General features: G+C 66.5%; 17 protein-coding genes and 1 other RNA gene. 15 read left to right on the forward strand and 3 right to left on the reverse strand.

Annotation, left to right across the window (positions count from 1 at the left end; genetic code table 11):
* The first annotated feature begins 68 nt into the window (after positions 1–68).
* Positions 69–329, forward strand: a complete 261-nt coding sequence (locus EI171_RS14560; protein WP_161533688.1) for a hypothetical protein — start codon at positions 69–71, stop codon at positions 327–329.
* 7 nt (positions 330–336) lie between these two features.
* Here EI171_RS14560 and EI171_RS14565 read toward each other — a convergent pair whose 3' ends face one another.
* Entirely contained in the window at positions 337–1,707 is a 1,371-nt protein-coding gene (locus tag EI171_RS14565; protein ID WP_161533689.1) for a PLP-dependent aminotransferase family protein, read from the reverse strand.
* Positions 1,708–1,756: 49 nt separating this feature from the next.
* Here EI171_RS14565 and EI171_RS14570 point away from each other — a divergent pair, with 49 nt between their 5' ends.
* Together EI171_RS14570 and EI171_RS14575 are read left to right on the forward strand one after the other, a co-directional pair.
* Entirely contained in the window at positions 1,757–2,215 is a 459-nt protein-coding gene (locus EI171_RS14570; RefSeq protein WP_161533690.1) for a DUF983 domain-containing protein, read from the forward strand.
* 70 nt (positions 2,216–2,285) lie between these two features.
* A complete protein-coding gene (locus EI171_RS14575) occupies positions 2,286–2,999 on the forward strand; it encodes an alpha/beta fold hydrolase (protein ID WP_161533691.1) in 714 nt (237 codons plus the stop codon).
* Between the two features lie 247 nt (positions 3,000–3,246).
* Here the strand turns inward: EI171_RS14575 and rnpB are convergent.
* Positions 3,247–3,673: RNase P RNA component class A (gene rnpB, locus EI171_RS14580), an RNA gene on the reverse strand.
* Between the two features lie 148 nt (positions 3,674–3,821).
* On the opposite strand from rnpB, the gene EI171_RS14585 reads away from it, so the two are divergent.
* Both EI171_RS14585 and EI171_RS14590 read left to right on the forward strand, forming a co-directional pair.
* A complete protein-coding gene (locus tag EI171_RS14585) occupies positions 3,822–4,172 on the forward strand; it encodes a YciI family protein (protein ID WP_011089353.1) in 351 nt (116 codons plus the stop codon).
* Positions 4,169–5,407 carry an RNA polymerase sigma factor gene (locus tag EI171_RS14590; protein WP_371740511.1) on the forward strand — a complete coding sequence of 413 codons (1,239 nt, stop codon included), beginning with the start codon at positions 4,169–4,171 and terminating at the stop codon, positions 5,405–5,407. Before EI171_RS14585 ends, EI171_RS14590 begins: the two co-directional genes overlap by 4 nt.
* Before the next feature lie 113 nt (positions 5,408–5,520).
* Here EI171_RS14590 and EI171_RS14595 read toward each other — a convergent pair whose 3' ends face one another.
* Entirely contained in the window at positions 5,521–6,300 is a 780-nt protein-coding gene (locus EI171_RS14595) for an N-acetylmuramoyl-L-alanine amidase (RefSeq protein ID WP_039185808.1), read from the reverse strand.
* Positions 6,301–6,810: 510 nt separating this feature from the next.
* On the opposite strand from EI171_RS14595, the gene rsmH reads away from it, so the two are divergent.
* The 10 genes from rsmH (at position 6,811) to murC (ending at position 20,003) form a co-directional block, all read left to right on the forward strand.
* Positions 6,811–7,800, forward strand: coding sequence for a 16S rRNA (cytosine(1402)-N(4))-methyltransferase RsmH (gene rsmH, locus EI171_RS14600; RefSeq protein WP_038966431.1), 990 nt, complete (start codon positions 6,811–6,813; stop codon positions 7,798–7,800).
* 3 nt (positions 7,801–7,803) lie between these two features.
* The gene (locus EI171_RS14605) at positions 7,804–8,196 is read left to right on the forward strand and encodes a hypothetical protein (RefSeq protein WP_011089349.1); all 393 of its coding nucleotides are present in this window, start codon (positions 7,804–7,806) and stop codon (positions 8,194–8,196) included.
* Positions 8,193–9,935, forward strand: coding sequence for a penicillin-binding protein 2 (locus EI171_RS14610; RefSeq protein WP_011089348.1), 1,743 nt, complete (start codon positions 8,193–8,195; stop codon positions 9,933–9,935). The genes EI171_RS14605 and EI171_RS14610 overlap by 4 nt, the downstream gene beginning before the upstream one ends.
* Positions 9,936–10,013: 78 nt before the next feature.
* On the forward strand, positions 10,014–11,471 hold the full coding sequence (locus EI171_RS14615; RefSeq protein WP_161533692.1) for a UDP-N-acetylmuramoyl-L-alanyl-D-glutamate--2,6-diaminopimelate ligase: 1,458 nt from the start codon (positions 10,014–10,016) through the stop codon (positions 11,469–11,471).
* Complete coding sequence (murF, locus tag EI171_RS14620; RefSeq protein WP_161533693.1) at positions 11,468–12,847, forward strand: UDP-N-acetylmuramoyl-tripeptide--D-alanyl-D-alanine ligase; 1,380 nt, start codon at positions 11,468–11,470, stop codon at positions 12,845–12,847. The genes EI171_RS14615 and murF overlap by 4 nt, the downstream gene beginning before the upstream one ends.
* 169 nt (positions 12,848–13,016) lie before the next feature.
* Positions 13,017–14,120: a phospho-N-acetylmuramoyl-pentapeptide-transferase gene (gene mraY / locus EI171_RS14625; RefSeq protein WP_011089345.1), complete on the forward strand. Its 1,104-nt coding sequence runs from the start codon at positions 13,017–13,019 to the stop codon at positions 14,118–14,120.
* A gap of 112 nt (positions 14,121–14,232) precedes the next feature.
* A complete protein-coding gene (murD, locus tag EI171_RS14630) occupies positions 14,233–15,633 on the forward strand; it encodes a UDP-N-acetylmuramoyl-L-alanine--D-glutamate ligase (RefSeq protein ID WP_161533694.1) in 1,401 nt (466 codons plus the stop codon).
* 236 nt (positions 15,634–15,869) lie between these two features.
* A complete protein-coding gene (gene ftsW, locus EI171_RS14635; RefSeq protein WP_028176246.1) occupies positions 15,870–17,021 on the forward strand; it encodes a putative lipid II flippase FtsW in 1,152 nt (383 codons plus the stop codon).
* 188 nt (positions 17,022–17,209) lie between these two features.
* Positions 17,210–18,310 (forward strand): undecaprenyldiphospho-muramoylpentapeptide beta-N-acetylglucosaminyltransferase, encoded by a 1,101-nt coding sequence (murG, locus tag EI171_RS14640; protein ID WP_110117096.1) that lies wholly within the window; start codon positions 17,210–17,212, stop codon positions 18,308–18,310.
* 289 nt (positions 18,311–18,599) lie between these two features.
* A complete protein-coding gene (gene murC / locus EI171_RS14645; RefSeq protein ID WP_161533695.1) occupies positions 18,600–20,003 on the forward strand; it encodes a UDP-N-acetylmuramate--L-alanine ligase in 1,404 nt (467 codons plus the stop codon).
* Positions 20,004–20,111 lie beyond the last annotated feature (108 nt).

Here is a 20,111-nt window from a genome sequence, read left to right on the forward strand (position 1 = left end):
CAAAGGCCCGCCCGACGCCATCGTACGCACCGATCGGACAGTCCCGAATAAAAAGGTGGAGAATGACCATGACCCGCACCAACATTGCCGTTGCGGCCGCGCTGCTGTCGGCGGCGGCGTTGATGCCGACATTGGCGCAGGCGCAGTTTTCGGAGCCCGCGGCCTATCAGGCCGCCCATCCCGACCGCGACGTGCTCAATGGCGGCCAGCTCACGCCCGCGGCGCGCGCGGCCCGTGGCGAGACGGTGGCACCGAGCGAGGCCTATGCGGCCTATCCGTCGGGCATGACGCCGATCGTCCGCCCGCGCCATCGCCGCCAGCACCAATAGGTATCTGCTAGACGATCTGCCTGGTGTCGGCGGGCTTGTGCAGCGCGCCGACCAGGATGCGCAACGCCTCCGTCAATTCCGCCCTGTTGCGCGCTGCGCCCAGCGAGATGCGTGCCGCATGCGGCGGTGTCCCGTCGACGGTGAAGGCATCGCCGGCCACGACCGCGAGTCCATTCCGGAGCAGATGCGCCGCGACATCGGGGCGGCCCTCCGGCAGCCGCAGCCACAGATGATGGGCCGCGGGCTTGGCCAGAAACTGAAGGCCTTTCAGTGCGCGCTGCGCGAGTTGCTGGCGGCCCACCGCCTCGTTGCGAATGGCGGTGATGATGCGATCGGCGATGCCGGTTTCGAGCCAATGCGTCACCAGCGCGACCATCAGCGGCGCCGGCATCTGCACGGTGGCCTGCAAATAAGAACGCATCTCCTGCTGCGCGGCGTTGTCGGGCGTCATGAGGTAGGCAACGCGCAGCGCCGGCGCGATGCATTTTGACAGCGTGGTTGCGAGATACGTCCGCTCCGGAATGAGATTGGCGATCGGCGCCGCCGAGCGGTCGAGCAGCCCGTAGGCGTCGTCCTCGATCAGGATCGTATCGGCATCGCGGATGATCCTGGCGATCGCGCTGCGCCGCTCGGGAAGAAGCGTCGCGGTGGTCGGATTGTGCAGCGTCGGAATGAGATAGACGGCCTTCGGCTTGTGGACACGGCAGGCCTTCGCCAGTGCATCGGGCAGGATGCCGCCGTCATCCATGGCGACGCCGACGAGCTTGACGCCGAGCCGCGCCGCGGCGGCCTTGATGCCGGGGAAGGTGAGGGCTTCCGTGAGCACGATGTCACCGGGCCGCGCGAGATGGGCGAGCAGATTGAACAGGACGGTCTGCGTGCCGGGAAAGATCACGAGCCTGTCGGCATGCGCGTGCGGGACGCGTGCGCGCATCCAGCGCGCTGCGACCTCCCGCTCATGCACGCTGCCGCCGGGTGGCTGGTAGTTCAGGAACGCGGTCAGGCCCGATTGGGCGCGGAGAGCTTCCAGCCCTGCGACGATGCGCTCGTCGAGCTGTGCCTCGAGCGGATGCGGCGGCACGTTCATCGAGAGGTCGATCGCGACGGGATGCGGCAGATCGACCGCGCGGCGCGCGCTGGTCTCCGATACGAACGAGCCCTGGCCGACCCGGGCCTCCAGGATGCCGCGGCGCCGCGCCTCGGTGTAGGCGCGCGTCACCGTGGTGAGGTCGATGTCGAGCGCTTTTGCGAGCGCGCGCTGCGTCGGCAACTGCTGGCCGCGCACCAGCCGGCCGGCTGCGATGTCGGCCTCCATGGCATCGACGATGCGCTGGTAGCGCGGCCCGCTCAGCTCCGAGATTGTAGGGGTCCAATCCATGCAATTTAGGCCCATATCCTTTGAATGTATGGATGCAGGATATTATTGTATGGATCATCAGAACGGAAGAGGTGTCGTCATGACGACCGGTTCGGTTTCCCTGGCAAAGGCGATGTGGCGCGGTTTTCGCGGCAAGTGTCCGAACTGCGGCGAAGGGCACATGTTCGGACGCTTCCTGAAAGTGGCAGACAGCTGCGATCATTGCGGCGAAGAGCTGTTCCATCAGCGCGCCGATGACTTTCCGGCCTATCTCGTCATGGTCGTGGTCGGCCATCTCGTGGTCCCGGCGATCCTCGCGGTCGAGACCGCCTATGCCCCGCCGGTCTGGCTGCAATTGGCCGTGTGGCTGCCGGTGACGCTGTTCGCTTCGCTTGCGTTGCTGCAACCGACCAAAGGCGCCATCGTCGGCCTGCAATGGCAGATCGGCATGCATGGCTTTGAGGCTGGCAAGTTGCGGCGCGAGGCCGGTGCGCTCGTCCTCGCAAAAGTGAATACGCGCGCGGTCTGAGCGGGTAGCGTTTACATCGCGCGTGCGGCCGCTACACTCCATCGTACAAACAAGAACGATGGAAACGCCGATGGCCGCACGCGCGAAGACCTTCCTGCTCTGTCACGGCGCGTGGTCCGGCGGATGGGCCTGGAAGAAGATGCATCCGCTGATGGCGCAGGCGGGCCACCGCCTGGTCGCGCCGACCTACACCGGGCTCGGCGAGCGCGCGCATCTGGCCAATCCCGCGATCGATCTCGAGACGCACATCCGGGACATCCTCAACGTCATCAAATTCGAGGACCTCAGCGATCTCGTGCTGCTCGGCCACAGCTATGGCGGCATGGTCGCGACCGGCGTTGCCGACCGCGCACGCGAGCGCGTGACGCAACTGGTCTATCTCGATGCCTTCGTGCCGCGCGACGGCCAGTCGCTGTTCGATCTCAACGAGAGCGGGCGCGAGCCGATGCGCAAGGCGGCGGCCGCCGGCGATGGCTACCGCATCCCGCCGAACCCGCCGCCGCCGGATACGCCGCAGGCCGATCTCGACTGGCTCAACGCGCGCCGCATCAACATGCCGATCAAATGCTTCGAGACGAAGTTGAAGCTGGAGCATGGCGAGCCGGCCATGCCGCGCAGCTACATCTATTGCACGCGCTTTCCGCCGGGCGACGTGTTCGGGCAGTTCGCGAAGCGCACGAAGAACGAGGATGGCTGGCGCTATTTCGAGCTCGACGCGAGTCATGCGCCGAACGTGACGGCGCCGGCGGCGTTGATGGCGGTGTTGAACGAGATCGCCGCCTGACCCACAGCCGTCATTCCGGGGCGTGCGCAGCACGAACCCGGAATCCATCTCTCCTCCGTCTCTGCCGCCTGATGGATTCCGGGTTCTCGCTTCGCGAGCCCCGGAATGACACCATTTGAATGGCTGCGCGCTCGGACAAAATGGTGAGGGGTCCGATGCGGTCAGCATCGAACCCCTCGTCACTTCTTAGTAAGACGCGTTTTCTTCACGCGAGCCGGAAAAACCACTTCGCTCGAAAACGCTTTAGAACATCAGCCGGCCTGTAAGCCGGGTTCTGTAGGGCACCGTTCGCTTGCGCGCACGATACGTGACGGCCATTCCTCTGGGGCCATGTTTGCACATGGCCTCGAGCAACCTACCCGGACGGCGGGCCTGACATCGCCCCGCGGCGTTATCGCTTGCGCGAACAGCCCGCTACGCCGTCCCTATTCGGTTTTGCTCCCGGTGGGGTTTACCATGCCGGCTCCGTTGCCGCAGCCGCGGTGCGCTCTTACCGCACCTTTTCACCCTTACCCTGCGAAGCCCGAAGGCGAAGCAGGGCGGTTCGTTCTCTGTGGCACTTTCCCTGGGGTTGCCCCCGCCGGACGTTATCCGGCACCGTATGTCAAGGGAGCCCGGACTTTCCTCCCCGGCGGCCTTTCGACCGTTGCCGGAGCGGCCGTCCGGCCGACTGACGGGGTTAGGCATGGGCATTTGTGACGGTTTCGTCAAGCCGAGATCGTCGCGCACGCGATCTGCAAATAATTTATCCTGAAGATGTCGTTCGATGTGCGCCCCGTTCGACTGGATGTCGGTGATCCCCCGAACAACAGGAGTTAAGCGATGCAGTATCTGCTGCTGATCTACCGGAGCGAAGCGGAATTGAGCAAGATGACCCCCGCAGACCGTCAGGCGATGTCGGCGGAGTACGGCACTTATACGCAGTCCATCGTCCAGAGCGGCCATTTCAAGGCCGGCGACGGGCTTCAGCCGACCACGACCGCGACCACCGTGCGCGTTCGCGATGGCAAGACCCTGACCACCGACGGTCCGTTCGCCGAGACCCGCGAGCAACTCGGCGGCTACTATCTGGTCGAGGCCAAGGATCTCGACACCGCCATTGGGCTGGCCGCGCGGATTCCCGGGGCCAAGGAGGGATCCATCGAGGTTAGGCCGGTCATGATCTACAAGTGATCTCTCCTGCCGACATCGCTCGGATCTTTCGCGACGAGGCGGGGCGGGTGCTTGCCACGCTGATCCGCCTCGTCGGCGATTTCGATCTCGCCGAGGACGCACTCCAGGATGCCTTCGCGGTCGCGCTCGAACGCTGGTCGGCGGGCGAGGTGCCCGATAATCCGCGCGCCTGGCTCGTCAATGTCGGCCGCAACAAGGCGATTGATCGCATCCGGCGGCAGGCCGTGTTCCGCGGCAAGCAGCAGGCGTTCGTGCATGAGCTCGAGCTCAACGCGCAGGCGCCCGACGAGCCTCCGGCGACGCTCGACGACGACATGCTGCGGCTGATCTTCACCTGCTGCCATCCCGCGTTCGCGCCGGAGGTCCAGGTCGCGCTGACGCTGCGCACCGTTTGCGGCCTCTCGACCGCGCAGGTCGCGCGCGCGTTCCTCGTCGGAGAGGAGGCGATGGCGCAGCGCCTCGTCCGCGCCAAGCAGAAGATCAGGCTCGCCGGCATTCCCTATGAGGTGCCCGAACGCGACGCGCTGGCGCAGCGGCTCGACGGCGCGCTCGCCGTCATCTATCTCGTCTTCACCGAAGGCTATGTCGCAACCTCGGGCGCAGACCTGATGCGGCCGGATCTCGCGGTCGAAGCCATCAGGCTCGGTCGTTTGCTCGACCGGCTGATGCCTGACCGGGCCGGGATCAAGGGCCTGCTGGCCTTGATGCTGCTGCACGACGCGCGCCGCGCCGGACGCGCGACGTCGGCCGGCGACATCGTGCTGCTGGAAGAGCAGGACCGCACGCTCTGGGATCGCGCGCAGATCGAGGCGGGTCTGCGTCTCGTGGACGACGCACTGCGCATACCCGGCCGGCCGCAACCCTATGCGGTGCAGGCCGCGATCGCCGCGCTGCATGCGCGCGCGCCGAGCTTTGAGGCGACCGACTGGCCGCAGATCGCCGGCCTCTATGAGGTTCTGTTGCGCATCAGCCCTTCGCCGGTGATCGAGCTCAACCACGCCGCCGCAATCTCGATGGTCGACGGCCCGGCGCGCGCGCTCGATCTCGTCGACGCGATCACCGCACGCGGCGGGCTTGGCGGCTACGAGCTGCTGCCCGCGGTGCGCGCGGATCTGTTGCGACGGCTCGGCCGCAAGGACGAGGCGCGCGAGGCGTATGTCGCGGCGACGGCGGCGACTCAGCTCGAGCCGCTGCGGCGGCTCTATGCGCGAAGGATGAGGGAGATGGGCAACTAGCACCGTCATTCCGGGGCGATGCGAAGCATCGAACCCGGAATCTCGAGATTCTCAGGTGCGCAATTGCGCACCATAGTTCGCACTTCGTGCGCCCCGGAATGACGGCTACGCCGTCACTTCGACGCGACCGCCGTCCCGTCCGGCAGGCTCGCCAGCAACGCTTGCAAGGTCGACAGTGTCGAATGATCCGCAACACCGTCCAGCCGTGCCGGGCGGAAGTGGCGCTGGAAGGCGGTGACGACCTCCATGGTCGCGGCGTCGTATTTGCCGGTCAGCGGCACGCCATAACCGTATCGCGCGAGCGCCTGCTGCAGGCTCAGCACCTCGTCGCTGATGGTGCCGAGCATCAGGCTCTCGCCGCGCACGACGGGCGTGGGCGTGACCCAGTGCCCGACGCCGGAATTGGCCAGCGAATGCCACGGAAATTTCTCGCCGGGATCCTTCTTGCGCGCGGGCGCAACGTCGGAATGGCCGAGCACGCGGTGCGCCGGCACTTTTCGGCGCAGCATGATGCCGCGGCACAGCGCGATCACGGCGGCGATCTGGCGCAGCGGAAACTCCGGATAGCCCCAGTCGTGGCCGCGATTGACGATCTCGATGCCGATCGAGCAGGAGTTGACATCGTCCTCGCCGGCCCAGGACGAGACGCCGGCGTGCCAGGCGCGCCTCGCCTCGGGCACGCATTGCACGATGCGGCCGTCCTCGAGCACGACGTAATGCGCCGACACTTCCGTCCCCGCCGTGCACAGCCGCGCCAGCGCGCCCTCGACGTCGGGCATGCCGGTGTAGTGCAGCACGATCATGTCCGGCTGGCGTCCCTTGCTGCGCTCGCCATGGTTCGGCGAAGGAATGATGTCGGAGACGATCGACGAATCCGGCTCGAACGTCCGCATGTTCGCCGCGGCCTTGGGAACCGGGAGAACGCGTTGACGCTTCGAATCAGAACCAGATGGCGTGGACGAACCGGACGACATAAACAGCTCAAGTCGGAATAGGAGGGGGCCAAGCCCTTCTCTTTACTATTCCTTTACCCTCCGCCGTGCGCAATCGCGCGTCGCGGTTAACGGATGCATTTTGGGCGGGTGTGTGGATGAGGCATCACTGCCGCTTCACCTTTTCGACTTGTAACGGGCCGATCAACGCTTTCTTAACGCTAAGGGCCGTTACTGAGGGATGAAGAGCCGACCCGCGTCCGGAGGCGGCCAAAGCGTATTTTGGCTCGAAATCCCATGGCTGCCCGACAAATTCCACTGGGAACACTGGGTTGGCGGCCCGGGACGACCGGGCTCGGTAACCATGCTGGACAAGGGTTGGGTCGTGGAACCGCCGCGACGCGGAATCATTCGAGGCGTTATGGGCTGGCTCGCCCCGGATCTGGCTTGGTTGTTCGGCAGGCGTGGCGCATGAGCTCCGCTCCTCACATTCCCGTGCTCGGTCGCGAGGCCATCGATCATCTCGCACCGCGCGAGGGCGGGATCTATGTCGACGCCACCTTCGGCGCCGGCGGCTACAGCCGTGCCATCCTCGACGTGCCTGGAACCCGACTCATCGCCATCGACCGCGACCGCACCGCAATCGCCGGCGGCGCCGAACTGGTCGAGCGCTCTGCCGGTAGGCTGACACTGGTCGAGGACCGTTTCTCCCATCTCGCCGACGTCTGCGCGGCACAAGGCGTCGATGCCGTGGACGGCGTCGTGATGGACGTCGGGGTGTCCTCGATGCAGCTCGACCAGGCCGGGCGCGGCTTCTCGTTCCGCCTCGACGGTCCGCTCGACATGCGGATGGGGCAGGCGGGCCCGACGGCGGCCGACGTCGTCGCGCGCGCCTCGGAAGCCGATCTCGCCGACATCATCTATCTCCTCGGCGAGGAGCGGCATTCGCGCCGCGTCGCCCGCGCCATCGTCGCGGACCGACAGGAGACGCCGTTCACGACCACGCGCGCGCTCGCCGACCTCGTCGGCAGGGTGGTTCGCTCCAAGCCCGGCGACATTCACCCCGCGACGCGGACGTTCCAGGCCCTGCGCATCTTCGTCAACGAGGAGCTCGAGGAACTCCAGACCGCGCTCACTGCGGCCGAGCGCGTGCTCAAGCCTGGCGGACGCCTCGTGGTGGTCTCGTTCCATTCACTGGAAGACCGCATCGTCAAGAATTTCCTCGCCGAGCGGTCGAAGACCGGCGGCGGCTCGCGGCACCTGCCGGAAGTCGCGCAAACCGCGCCGAGCTTCCAGCTGCTGACGCGGCGGCCTGTCGTCGCCGGTGAGGACGAAGTTGCGCATAACCCGCGCGCGCGTTCGGCAAAACTGCGCGCCGCGGAGCGCACCTCGGCGCCGGCGCACAAGGACGATCAGTCTTCGTCCTGGCCAAGACTCTCCGACGTGATGAGGGGAGGTTAGCGCATGCGCTTCATCCACCTCCTCGTCATCGGCGCGCTGATCTTCGCGGCAGCCTATGTCTACCGGATCAAGATGGACTCCACCGCGCGCACGGAGAAGGTGTTGCGGCTGCATGCGGAAATCCGCGAGCAGCGCGATGCGATCGCCTCGCTCCGCTCCGAATGGGCCAAGCTCGATGCGCCCTTGCGCCTGCAAGGCCTGTCCGAGCGGCACCTGCCGCTCAAGCCGGTCAACGGCACGCAATATGACTCGCTGAAGAACCTGCCCGAGCGCCCGCCGCGGATGTTCAGGCCCGGCGAGCCCGACCCGATCGGCGCCATGCTCAACACCATCGAAGCCGCGAGCGATCCCGATACCGTAACGGGCTCCGTGCCTCAGCCCGAGGACAAGCAATGAGCCCGGCGACGCCTGCAAAACCCACCGAGCCCTGGCGGCAGCGGCTGATCCGCAGCCTGCTCTACGGGCGCAATGTCGATCGCGCCGCGAAGGCGCGCGCGCGCGTCGGACTTGCGATGCTCGCCTTCGCCTCGGTCTACGCCCTGATCGGTGGCCGGCTCGTGATGTTCGCGATCGGTGCCGACGCCCACAGTGCGCGCCGTGCGGCGGCGCAGGAGGTGGTTGCGACCGCGCGGCCCGACATCGTCGACCGCAACGGCGCCATCCTTGCGACCGACGTCAAGGCGGCGAGCCTGTTCGGCGAGCCGCGCCGCATCATCGACAAGGACGAGGCGATCGAGCTTCTGACCGCCACCGTGCCCGACCTCGACGAGGCCGAGGTGCGCGAACGCCTGAAGACACGCAAGGGCTTCGTCTGGCTCAAGCGCGAGATCACGCCGAAGCAGCAGCAGGACATCCACAAGCTCGGCATTCCCGGCATCGGCTTCCTGCGCGAGAACAAGCGCGTCTATCCGACCGGCAACGAGGTCGCCCACCTCATCGGTCTCGTCAATATCGACAACCAGGGCATCGCCGGCATGGAGAAGTGGCTCGACAATCAAGGGCTCGCCGATCTCCACCGCGCCGGCTTTGCCACCGACCGGCTGCAAAAGCCGATCGAGCTCTCGGTCGATCTGCGGGTCGAGCACGCGCTGCGCGACGAGCTCTTGAAGGCCAAGGAGAAGTACCACACCAAGGCCGCCTCCGGCATCGTCTCGAACGTCAAGACCGGCGAGATCGTGGCGATGGTCTCGCTTCCGGACTTCGACCCGAACAATCCGAAGGAAGCGCACGACCCCGACCGCATCAACCGCCTCACCACCGGCGTCTACGAAATGGGATCGACGTTCAAGGCGTTCACGCTGGCGATGGCGCTCGATTCCGGAAAGATCAATCTGAACTCGTCGTGGGATGCGCGCGGAAACCTGCACTACGGCAAGTTCACCATCCACGACAGCCATCCGCTCGGACGGTTCATCAACACCAAGGAAGTGTTCACCTTCTCGTCCAACATCGGCGCCGCGCGGATCGCGCTCGGCCAGGGCGTGGAGGCGCACAAGGCGTTCCTCGCCAAGATGGGCCAGCTGACGCGGCTGCGCACCGAGCTGCCGGAGAGCGCAGCCCCGCTGATTCCGCGCCGCTGGAGCGAGTTGAACACGGTCACCGCTGCGTTCGGCCAGGGCCTCTCGGTCGCGCCGCTCCAGGCGGTGATGGGCATCAACGCGCTGGTGAACGGCGGCTATTTGATTCCGCCGACCTTCATGAAGCGCAGCGAAGCGGAAGCGGCAGCGCTGGCCAAGCGCGTGGTCAAGCAAGACACCAGCGACAAGATGCGGTTCCTGATGCGGCTCAACGCCGAAATCGGCACCGCCAAGACCGCCGACGTCAAGGGCTACTATGTCGGCGGCAAGACCGGCACGTCCGAGAAGGTCATCAACGGCCGCTATGCCAAGAAGCGCGTGCTCAACTCGTTCACCGCGATCATGCCCTGCGACGATCCGAAATATCAGATCCTGATCATGCTGGACGAGCCGCAGGCGATCCCTGAAACGAAGGGTTTCATCACCTCGGGCTGGAACGCGGTGCCGACCGGCGGCCGGGTGATCGAGCGGATCGCGCCGCTTCTGGGCGTCGAGCCGCGGTTCGACCTGCCGCCGTCCGAGCGCCTTATTCTTGCAGCATCCAGGACAACCCAGTAATCAACCGGGTAGGCCATCGCCGGTGCTGAGTCGGGAGTTTCCGGCGATTCGGCTTTCCGGCATGTCGACTGGACGACCATGAAACTGCGCGATCTCATAGGCAATGACGCCGCAATCGAGCCCGCTATCGCGGCGCTCGAGGTGACGGGGCTTGCGCTCGACAGCCGCGTGGTCAGGCCGGGCGATCTCTTCTTCGCGCTCGCGGGCAGCAAGACCGACGGCGCACGCTTCATCGATGCGGCGGTCGCCGCAGGTGCGGTTGCGATCGTCGGCGATCATGCGCCCGGTGGCGGCAAGGTGCCGTTCATCGCCGTCCCCAATCCGCGTCGCGCCCTGGCGCTGGCCGCCGCCAGATTTTTTCCCGCGCAGCCCGCGACCATCGTCGCGGTGACCGGCACCAGCGGCAAGACATCGGTCGCGGCGTTCACGCGCCAGATCTGGGAGCGGCTGGGCCATGCCTCCGCCAGCATCGGCACCATCGGTCTCGTGTCGCCGAAGCGCACCGTCTACGGCTCGCTGACGACGCCGGATCCGGTCGCGCTGCACCGGCAGATGGATGAGATCGCGCGCGAAGGCGTCACGCATCTTGCGTTCGAGGCGTCCTCGCACGGGCTCGACCAGTATCGCCTCGACGGCGTGCGCGTCTCCGCGGGCGGCTTCACCAACCTTTCGCGTGACCACATGGATTATCATCCGACGGTCGCGCATTATCTCGCAGCAAAACTCCGGCTGTTTCGCGAACTGGTGCCGCCGGGTGGTGCCGCTGTGATCTCGGCCGATCATGACTGCTCGGCTGAGGCGATCGATGCCGCGAAGGCGCGTGGCCTGCGCGTGATGGCGGTCGGCCGCAACGGCGACGGGGCAGGCGAGGGCATCCGTCTCGCCGATGTCGAGGTCGAGGGCTTCTCGCAAAAGCTCGCACTTGAACATTGCGGCAAGCGTTATGTGGTCCGGCTGCCGCTCGCCGGCGAATTCCAGATCGAGAATGCGCTGGTGTCGGCCGGCCTCGCGATCGGCACCGGCAGCGATGCCGCCAACGTATTCGCGAGCCTCGAACATCTCGAAGGTGCCAAGGGCCGGCTCGAGCGCGTCGGCGAGCGCAACGGCGCGCCGATCTTCGTCGACTATGCGCACAAGCCCGACGCGCTGGCGAAGGCGTTGCAGGCGCTGCGGCCTTACGCCAAGCGCAGGCTGGTCGTCGTGTTCGGCGCCGGCGGCGACCGCGATGCCGGCAAGCGTCCGATCATGGGCGAGATCGCCGCGGAGAATGCCGACGGCGTCATCATTACCGACGACAATCCGCGCAGTGAGCAGCCCGAAGCGATCCGCGCGGCGATCCTCGCCACCGCAAAAGGCGCCCGCGAGATCGGCGACCGCGCCGCGGCGATCCGCGCCGCGATCGAGGAACTGGAACAGGGCGATGCGCTGCTCATCGCCGGCAAGGGCCACGAGACCGGGCAGATCGTCGGCAGCGAGGTGTTGCCCTTCAGTGATCACGAGGCGGTTGCCGCCGCCCTAGCGTCGAGGGTTGCATGAGCGCGCCAATATGGACGGTTGCGGAGGTCGCGCGCGCGCTGGGCGCTGCCGGATCATTCCCGGACACGCCGATCGACTTCGTGACGCAGGACAGCCGCCTGGTGAAGCCCGGCAGCCTGTTCGTCGCGCTGAGCGGTACGCCGAGCGGCGGCTTCATCTCGGCCTTCGCCAGCGCGCGCGACGGCTGGGAATTCGCCGACAAGGCGGAAGCCGCGGGCGCGGCCGCGATGATCGTGCCGCACGAGATCGCGGGCATCCGCGTCCCCCAGATCGTCGTGAAGGACACGCTGATCGACGGCCTCTGGGGCCTCGCGCGCGCCGCACGCGCGCGCTTTGGCGGGCCGGTGATCGGGCTCACCGGCAGCGCCGGCAAGACCAGCACCAAGGAATTTCTGGCGGCCTATCCGAACGCCTATGCCAGCCCGTCGAGCTTCAACAATTTCTGGGGCGTGCCGCTGACGCTGTGCAATGCGCGGCCCGATGCCAGCCTCTGGGTCGTCGAGATGGGCATGAACCAGACCGGCGAGATCGCGCGGCTCAGCGAGTTGACGCGGCCGACGGTTGCGCTCGTCGTCAACGTCCAGCCCGTGCATCTGGAAAAGCTCGGCTCGCTGGAGGCGATCCGGCGCGAAAAGGTGTCGATCGCGCTCGGCCTGCCGGAGGATGGCGTGCTGGTGCTGCCCGCCGGGCTCAAGGCGTCCGAATGGAAGGGCAAGGTGGTGCGCTTCGGCGAGCATGCCGAGGTGCACGAGGTCACGCACGCGCCGCATGGCGAGAGCTGGCAGGTCGTGGCGATGATCGGCAAGAAGCAGATCGCCTTCAGCCTGACGCCGGGCGCGCCGCACCGCGTGCAGAATGCGCTCGCCGCGCTCGCTTCGATCCGCGCGGCGAACCTCGATCCCGCGACGCTCGCGATCAAGCTCGATCGGGTCGGCATCATGACCGGACGCGGCGTCGAGCAGGCGGTCGGCGGCGTCACCGTGATCGACGACAGCTTCAACGGCAACCCGGCCAGCGTGGCTGCTGCGCTGCAAAGCCTGCAGGCGCGCAACGTAACCGGCGGCCGCCGCATTGCCGTGCTCGGCGATATGCTGGAACTGGGCGATGACGCACCAAGCTACCACACCGGCCTCACCAAGCATTTGGACGGCATCGACGGTGTGTACTGTGTCGGCCCCCTCATGCGTCACCTCTTCGAGGTGCTTCCATCGGGCAAGGCGCTTGGCTGGCACGACGATCCCGCCACGCTGAAGCCGGGCGAGGTCGCAAGCCTGCTGAAGGCAGGCGATGTGGTGGTTGTCAAGGGCAGCAAGAAGATGTTCTGGGTCAACAAGTTTGTGCCGGGCCTAGTGGCCGCCTTGCAGGCAAAGGCGTAAACTGCTTGGAAGGCGCTGTTTCCGAATCCTCCCTTTTCGGCGCGAAGCCGTCCGTTTTCCCACAGGTCGCCCGACCCATGATGAAGACCAGCGAATGCGCGTGAGGCACGTCGATAAGGCCAAGGCCGATAACAAGGCCGCGTGCGAAAGGCGCCATAGGACCGTCTGAATGTTTTACTGGCTGATCGAGCTCTCCAACACATTTCCGGGCTTCGGTGCCTTTCGCACCTTCCTGAACGTCTTCCGCTACATCACCTTCCGCACCGGCGGCGCGGTGGTCACCGGCGCGCTGTTCGTGTTCCTGTTCGGGCCCTGGATCATCGATCATTTGCGCATCCGCCAGGGCAAGGGCCAGCCGATCCGGACCGATGGCCCGCAATCGCATCTCGCCAAGAAGGGCACGCCCACCATGGGCGGGCTGATGATCCTGTCCGGCCTCACGGTCGGCACGGTGCTGTGGGCCAACCCGCTCAATCCCTATGTCTGGATCGTGCTCGCGGTGACGCTTGGTTTCGGCTTCGTCGGCTTCTATGACGACTACCTCAAGGTGACCAAGCAGACCACGACCGGATTCGGCAGCAAGCTTCGCCTGCTGATCGAGGCGGCGATCGCGCTGGTGGCCTGCTACGCGCTGGTGCGCTTGAACCGCGATCCCGCGTCCACCGCGCTGACGATTCCGTTCCTGAAGGACACCGTGCTGCATTTCGGCTGGTTCTTCGTCGTGTTCGGCGCCTTCGTCATCGTCGGCGCCGGCAATGCGGTGAATCTCACCGACGGTCTCGACGGCCTCGCCATCGTGCCCGTGATGATCGCGACCGCGAGCTTTGCGATGATCGCCTATCTCGCCGGCAACGCGGTGTTCGCCGACTACCTCCAGATCAAATACGTCGCCGGCACCGGCGAGCTCGCGGTGCTCTGCGGCGCGCTGCTGGGCGCCGGCCTCGGCTTCCTCTGGTTCAACGCGCCGCCGGCTTCGATCTTCATGGGCGACACCGGCTCGCTGGCGCTCGGCGGCATGCTGGGCGCGATCGCGGTCGCGGTGAAGCACGAGATCGTGCTCGCGGTGATCGGCGGCCTGTTCGTGCTGGAGGCGGTCTCCGTCATCGTGCAGGTGGTGTCGTTCAAGCTCACCGGAAAACGCATCTTCCGCATGGCGCCGATCCACCACCATTTCGAGCAGCTCGGCTGGACCGAGCCGCAGATCGTGATCCGCTTCTGGATCATCTCGGTGATGCTGGCGCTGGCCGGCCTGTCGACGCTGAAGCTGCGGTGACTTCTATGGTGGTTGATTTTCGCTGTCATTTCGGACGACGCGAAGCGGCGATCCGGAATCTCGAGATTCCGGGTTCTCGCTTCGCGAGCCCCGGAATGACAGGAACCCAATCATGATCCCGGTCACATCCTTCGCCGGCAAGACAGTCGCGGTATTCGGCCTCGGCGGCTCGGGGCTCGCCTCCTGTCACGCGTTGAAAGCGGGCGGCGCCGAGGTGATCGCCGCCGACGACAATGCCGAGAACGTCGCCAAGGCCGCGCAGGCCGGCTTCATCACCGCGGACTTGCGCAACGTCTCCTGGACGAATTTCGCAGCGCTGGTGCTCGCGCCCGGCGTGCCGCTGACCCATCCCGTGCCGCACTGGAGCGTGCTGAAGGCACGCGAGGCCGGTGTCGAAGTCATCGGCGACATCGAGCTGTTCTGCCGCGAGCGGCGGCGGCACGCGCCGGATGCACCGTTCGTCGCCATCACCGGCACCAACGGTAAGTCGACCACGACGGCGCTGATCGCGCACCTGACCAAGGTCGCCGGCTACGATACCCAGATGGGCGGCAATATCGGCACCGCGATCCTGTCGCTGGAGCCGCCGCGCACGGGCCGCGTCCACGTCATCGAGATGTCGTCCTACCAGATCGACCTCACGCCCTCGCTCGATCCCTCCGTCGGCATCCTGCTCAATGTCAGCGAAGACCACATCGACCGCCACGGCACCATCGCGCACTACGCCGCTGTGAAGGAGCGCCTTGTTGCGGGCGTGCAGGCAGGCGGCACCTCGATCGTCGGCGTCGACGACGGTTATTGCCGCGACATCGCCGACCGGCTCGACCGCGCCGGCAAGAACGTGGTGCGCATTTCCGTCAAGAACCCGCTGGCGAGCGGAATCCATGTCGAGCACGGTACCATCGTGCGCACCGCGGGCGGCGCCCGCAGCGAAGTCGCCAAGCTCGGCGGCATCGGTTCGCTGCGCGGCCTGCACAACGCGCAGAACGCGGCCTGCGCCGCCGCCGCGGCGCTCGCGATGGGCATCAGCTTTGAGGTGCTCCAGGACGGCCTGCGCAGCTTTCCGGGCCTCGCGCATCGCATGGAGCAGGTCGGCCGCCGCGGCAACGTGCTGTTCGTCAACGACTCCAAGGGCACCAATGCGGATGCCACCGCGCATGCGCTGTCGTCCTTTTCGGAAATCTTCTGGATCGCCGGCGGCAAGCCGAAGGCGGGCGGTATCACCAGCCTGACCGGCTACTTCCCGCGCATCCGCAAGGCCTATCTGATCGGCGAAGCCGCGCAGGAGTTTTCCGGCACGCTGGGGACACAGGTCGCGCACGAGATCAGCCAGACGCTTGACGTCGCCGTCGAACACGCCGCGCGCGATGCGGAAGCCTCGGGTCTCACCGACGCGGTCGTGCTGCTGTCGCCGGCCTGCGCGTCCTTCGACCAGTACCGCAACTTCGAGATCCGCGGCACCAAGTTCCGCGAGCTGGTGCAGGCGCTGCCGGGCGTGAAGCCGGTGGTGTGAGGGCGCACTGGCTCCACATCTCCGCTGTCGTCGTCCGGCTTGACCGGGCGACCCAGTATCCCAGAGACGGTGCTTGAGCCGAGCGGCCGCGGCGTACTGGATGCCCCGCCTGCGCGGGGCATGACGAGCATGTGAGGTGAGCGCTCCCCCTATCTCGAAACATCCGCTTTTCCTTAACCCCCCGGTAACCAACCTCGGCGACCAATGGACCGACCTCTGTCCGAAAGCGGCCGCCCATGCTCTCCCGTGAAGAACGCACCCCCTTTTCCGAGTGGTGGTGGACCGTCGACAAGCCGCTGATGGGCGCCATCCTGGCGCTGATGCTGACCGGCGTGATCCTGTCGCTGGCGGCGAGCCCGCCGGTTGCGACCCGCATCGGGCTCGACCCGTTCCACTTCTTCAGCCGGCACGTGATGTTCCTGGCGCCGTCCTGCCTGGTGCTGCTCGGCGTCTCCTTCCTGTCGCCGCGCGCGATCCGGCGAAGCGCGCTACTCATTTTCGCGGTCAGCATCATCCTGATCGCGGTGACGCTCGCGATCGGCCCCGAAGTGAAGGGCTCGCGGCGCTGGATCACGCTGCTCGGCGTCAACATCCAGGCCTCCGAAATCGCAAAGCCATCGTTCGTCGTCATTGCTGCCTGGCTGTTTGCGGAATCGACCAGGCGGCCTGAGATGCCGGCGACCTCGATGGCGCTGGTGCTGCTCCTGATGCTGGTCTCGCTGCTGGTGATGGAGCCGGACTTCGGCCAGACCATGCTGATCCTGATGGTGTGGGGTTCGCTGTTCTTCATCGCGGGCATGCGCATGATCTGGGTGTTCGGGCTCGCCGGCCTCGGCGCCGCCGGGCTCTTCAGCGCCTACCTGTTTGTTCCGCACGTCGCGGGCCGCATCAAGCGCTTCATGAATCCGGCCTCGGGCGACACCTTCCAGGTCGATACCGCGATGGAGGCCTTCTACAACGGCGGCTGGTTCGGGCTCGGACCGGGCGAGGGCATCGCCAAGCGCAGCCTGCCGGACAGTCATACCGACTTCGTGTTCGCGGTTGCCGCCGAAGAGTTCGGCATCATCCTGTGCCTTGCCATGCTGGCGCTGTTCGCCTTCGTCGTCATCCGCACGCTGTCGCGGGCCTACGCCAATGAGGACATGTTCTCGCGCTTTGCGGCCTCCGGCCTTGCGATCCTGTTCGGCGTTCAGGCGGCGATCAACATGTCGGTCAACCTTCAACTGATCCCGGCCAAGGGCATGACGCTGCCCTTTATCTCCTATGGCGGCTCCTCGATCGTGTCGCTCGCCTATGGCGTCGGCATGATGCTGGCGCTGACGCGGCTGCGCCCGCGTACCGAGGTCGAGGCAAGCGGTCACGCCGAGGCGATGCGCAGCTACGCGTGACCGCTCTCGTGTCCCGGACCAGCGTAGCTAATCGGAGCGCAGAGCCGGGACCCAGAATACCGCGAGCGTAGGGCCCGGTTCAGCAGCGCACCACACCGCGAAGGGCGGCGCGCTGCGCTGCGCCCGGGGCACGAACACCTTCGTTGCCCGGCTCGCAATGACGGCGGAGGCCCTGTAAAAGGGCGTTTATGGAAACCTCCCCCTTGATTCTTCTCGCCGCGGGCGGCACCGGCGGCCATCTGTTTCCGGCCGAGGCGCTCGGCGTCGAGCTGATCCGGCGCGGCTTTCGCGTCCGTCTCGTCACGGATGAGCGGGCGCTGCGCTATAGCGGGCTGTTCAGCAAGGACATGATCGACGTTGTATCGAGCGAGACTGCGCGCGGCCGCAATCCGTTCCAACTCGCCTATGCCGGCCTCACGCTCGCCGCCGGCACGCTATCGGCCTACAGCCTGATCAAGCGATTGAAGCCCGTCGCCGTCGTCGGCTTCGGTGGCTACCCGACGCTACCGCCGCTGGTCGCCGCAAAATTCGCCGGCGTGCCCGGCATCATCCATGACGCCAATGCGGTGCTCGGCCGCGCCAACCGGTTTCTGTCGAGCCGCGTCCGCGCCATCGCGACGTCCTTGCCGGGCGTGCTCGACCGCGACCCCGCGCTATCGGGCAAGACCACGACCGTCGGCACGCCGATGCGGCCGGCGGTCCTTGCCGCTGCCGCCGTGCCCTATGCCGCGCCCGAGGCGAACGGTCCGCTGCGCCTGCTCGTCGTCGGTGGCAGCCAGGGCGCGCGCATCATGGCCGACATCGTGCCGGGCGCGATCGAGCGGCTCGAGCCAGCGCTGTGGGGCCGGCTCATCCTCACCCAGCAGGTGCGCGACGAGGACATGAATCGGGTGCGCGCCGTCTACGACAAGCTCAAGATCAAGGCCGAGCTCGCGCCGTTCTTCACCGATCTGCCGGCGCGGCTCGCTTCCAACCATCTGGTGGTGTCGCGCTCCGGCGCCGGCACGGTCGCCGAGCTCGCCGCCATCGGCCGGCCCTCGATCCTGGTGCCGCTGCCGGGCTCGATCGACCAGGACCAGTTCGCCAATGCCGGCGTGCTGGCCAAGGTCGATGGCGCGATCCGCATCCCGCAGACCGAGTTCACCTCGGATCGGTTGGCTTCCGAAATCTCCGCCCTGGCCGCCGAGCCGGCGCGCCTTACCGCCATGGCCGCGGCCGCGAAGGGGGCAGGGCGGCTCGATGCCGCCGAGCGGCTGGCCGATCTGGTGGTCAAGGTCGCGGGCTTTTAGCACTCGTCATTCCGGACGGGCCGCAAAGCGGACCGATCCGGAATCTCGAGATTCCGGGTTCGCGCGCGCTGCGAGCGCCCCGGAATGACGAAAAAGGGCCGACTTTTGAATGTTACTCGTCATGGCCGGGCTTGTCCGACCAAGTCGGATTTATCCGACTTGGTTCTTTTAAAAATGACGGCACTCGGTATACCGAGTGCCTATGCATCCACGTCTTGCAAGAAAGACGCTGGGATTCGTGGATGCCGGGGACAAGCCCGGGCATGACGACCGAACGACGGGATAGAGCATGAGACTGCCGCGCGAGATCGGACCCATCCACTTCGTCGGGATCGGCGGGATCGGCATGAGCGGGATCGCCGAGGTGCTGGTCAATCTCGGCTATGCCGTGCAGGGCTCGGACGCCTCCGACAACTACAATCTCGACCGTCTGCGCAAGAAGGGCGCGAAGGTTTCGGTCGGCCACAAGGCCGAAAATGTCGACGGCGCCGAGGTCGTCGTGGTCTCCACCGCGATCAAGCGCGACAATCCGGAATTGATGGCGGCGCGCGAACGTCGCATTCCCGTGGTGCGCCGCGCCGAGATGCTGGCCGAGCTGATGCGGCTGAAGAGCTGTGTCGCGATCGCCGGAACGCACGGCAAGACCACGACGACGACGATGGTCGCGACGCTGCTCGATTCCGGCGGGCTCGATCCCACCGTCATCAACGGCGGCATCATCAACGCCTACGGCTCCAACGCGCGCCTCGGCGCCGGCGACTGGATGGTGGTGGAAGCGGACGAGAGTGACGGCACGTTCCTGAAGCTGCCGACCGATATCGCGATCGTCACCAATGTCGACCCCGAGCATCTCGATCACTTCAAGACCTTCGAGGCGGTGCAGGACGCCTTCCGCCATTTCGTCGAAAACCTGCCGTTCTACGGCTTTGCGGTGATGTGCATCGACCATCCCGTGGTGCAGAGTCTCGTCGGCAAGATCGAGGATCGCCGCATCATCACCTATGGCGAGAATCCGCAGGCCGATGTGCGGCTGGTCGACCTCACCCCGATGGGTGGTGGATCGAAGTTCAAGGTCGCGTTCCGCGATCGCAAGACCGGCGCCGTGCACGAGATCGCTGATCTGATGCTGCCGATGCCGGGACGCCACAACGCCTCCAACGCCACGGCCGCGATCGCGGTCGCGCGCGAGCTCGGCGTGTCGGACGAAGCGATTCGCACGGCGATCGCCGGCTTCGGCGGCGTCAAGCGCCGCTTCACCAGGACCGGCGAATGGAACGGCGTCACCGTGATCGACGATTACGGCCACCACCCCGTCGAGATCGCGGCGGTGCTGAAGGCGGCGCGGGAATCCACCAACGGCAAGATCGTCGCCGTGGTGCAGCCGCATCGCTACACCCGCCTGCAGTCGCTGTTCGAAGAATTCTGCACCTGCTTCAACGACGCCGATGCGGTGATCGTCGCCGACGTCTATGCCGCCGGCGAAGCGCCGATCGAGGGCATCGACCGCGATCATTTCGTCGCGGGCCTGCGTGCCCACGGGCATCGCGAGGTGGTCCCGCTGCCGGCGGCGCCGGAGCTCGCGGGCATCGTCAAGGGATTGACGAAGTCCGGCGATCTCGTCGTGTGCCTTGGCGCCGGCAACATCACGCAATGGGCGTATGCACTGCCCGGCGAATTGAAGGCGCTGGGGTAGGGCGGCGATGCTGCACTCGTTGCTTGCCACACGGAATGGTGCGCTCCCTCCCCCCTTGTGGGGGAGGGTGGGGGAGAGGGGTAGCCACGAACTCCGATCTCGCTTGGG

This window comes from Bradyrhizobium sp. LCT2 (assembly GCF_009931255.1).
GTDB classification, from domain to species: domain Bacteria; phylum Pseudomonadota; class Alphaproteobacteria; order Rhizobiales; family Xanthobacteraceae; genus Bradyrhizobium; species Bradyrhizobium diazoefficiens.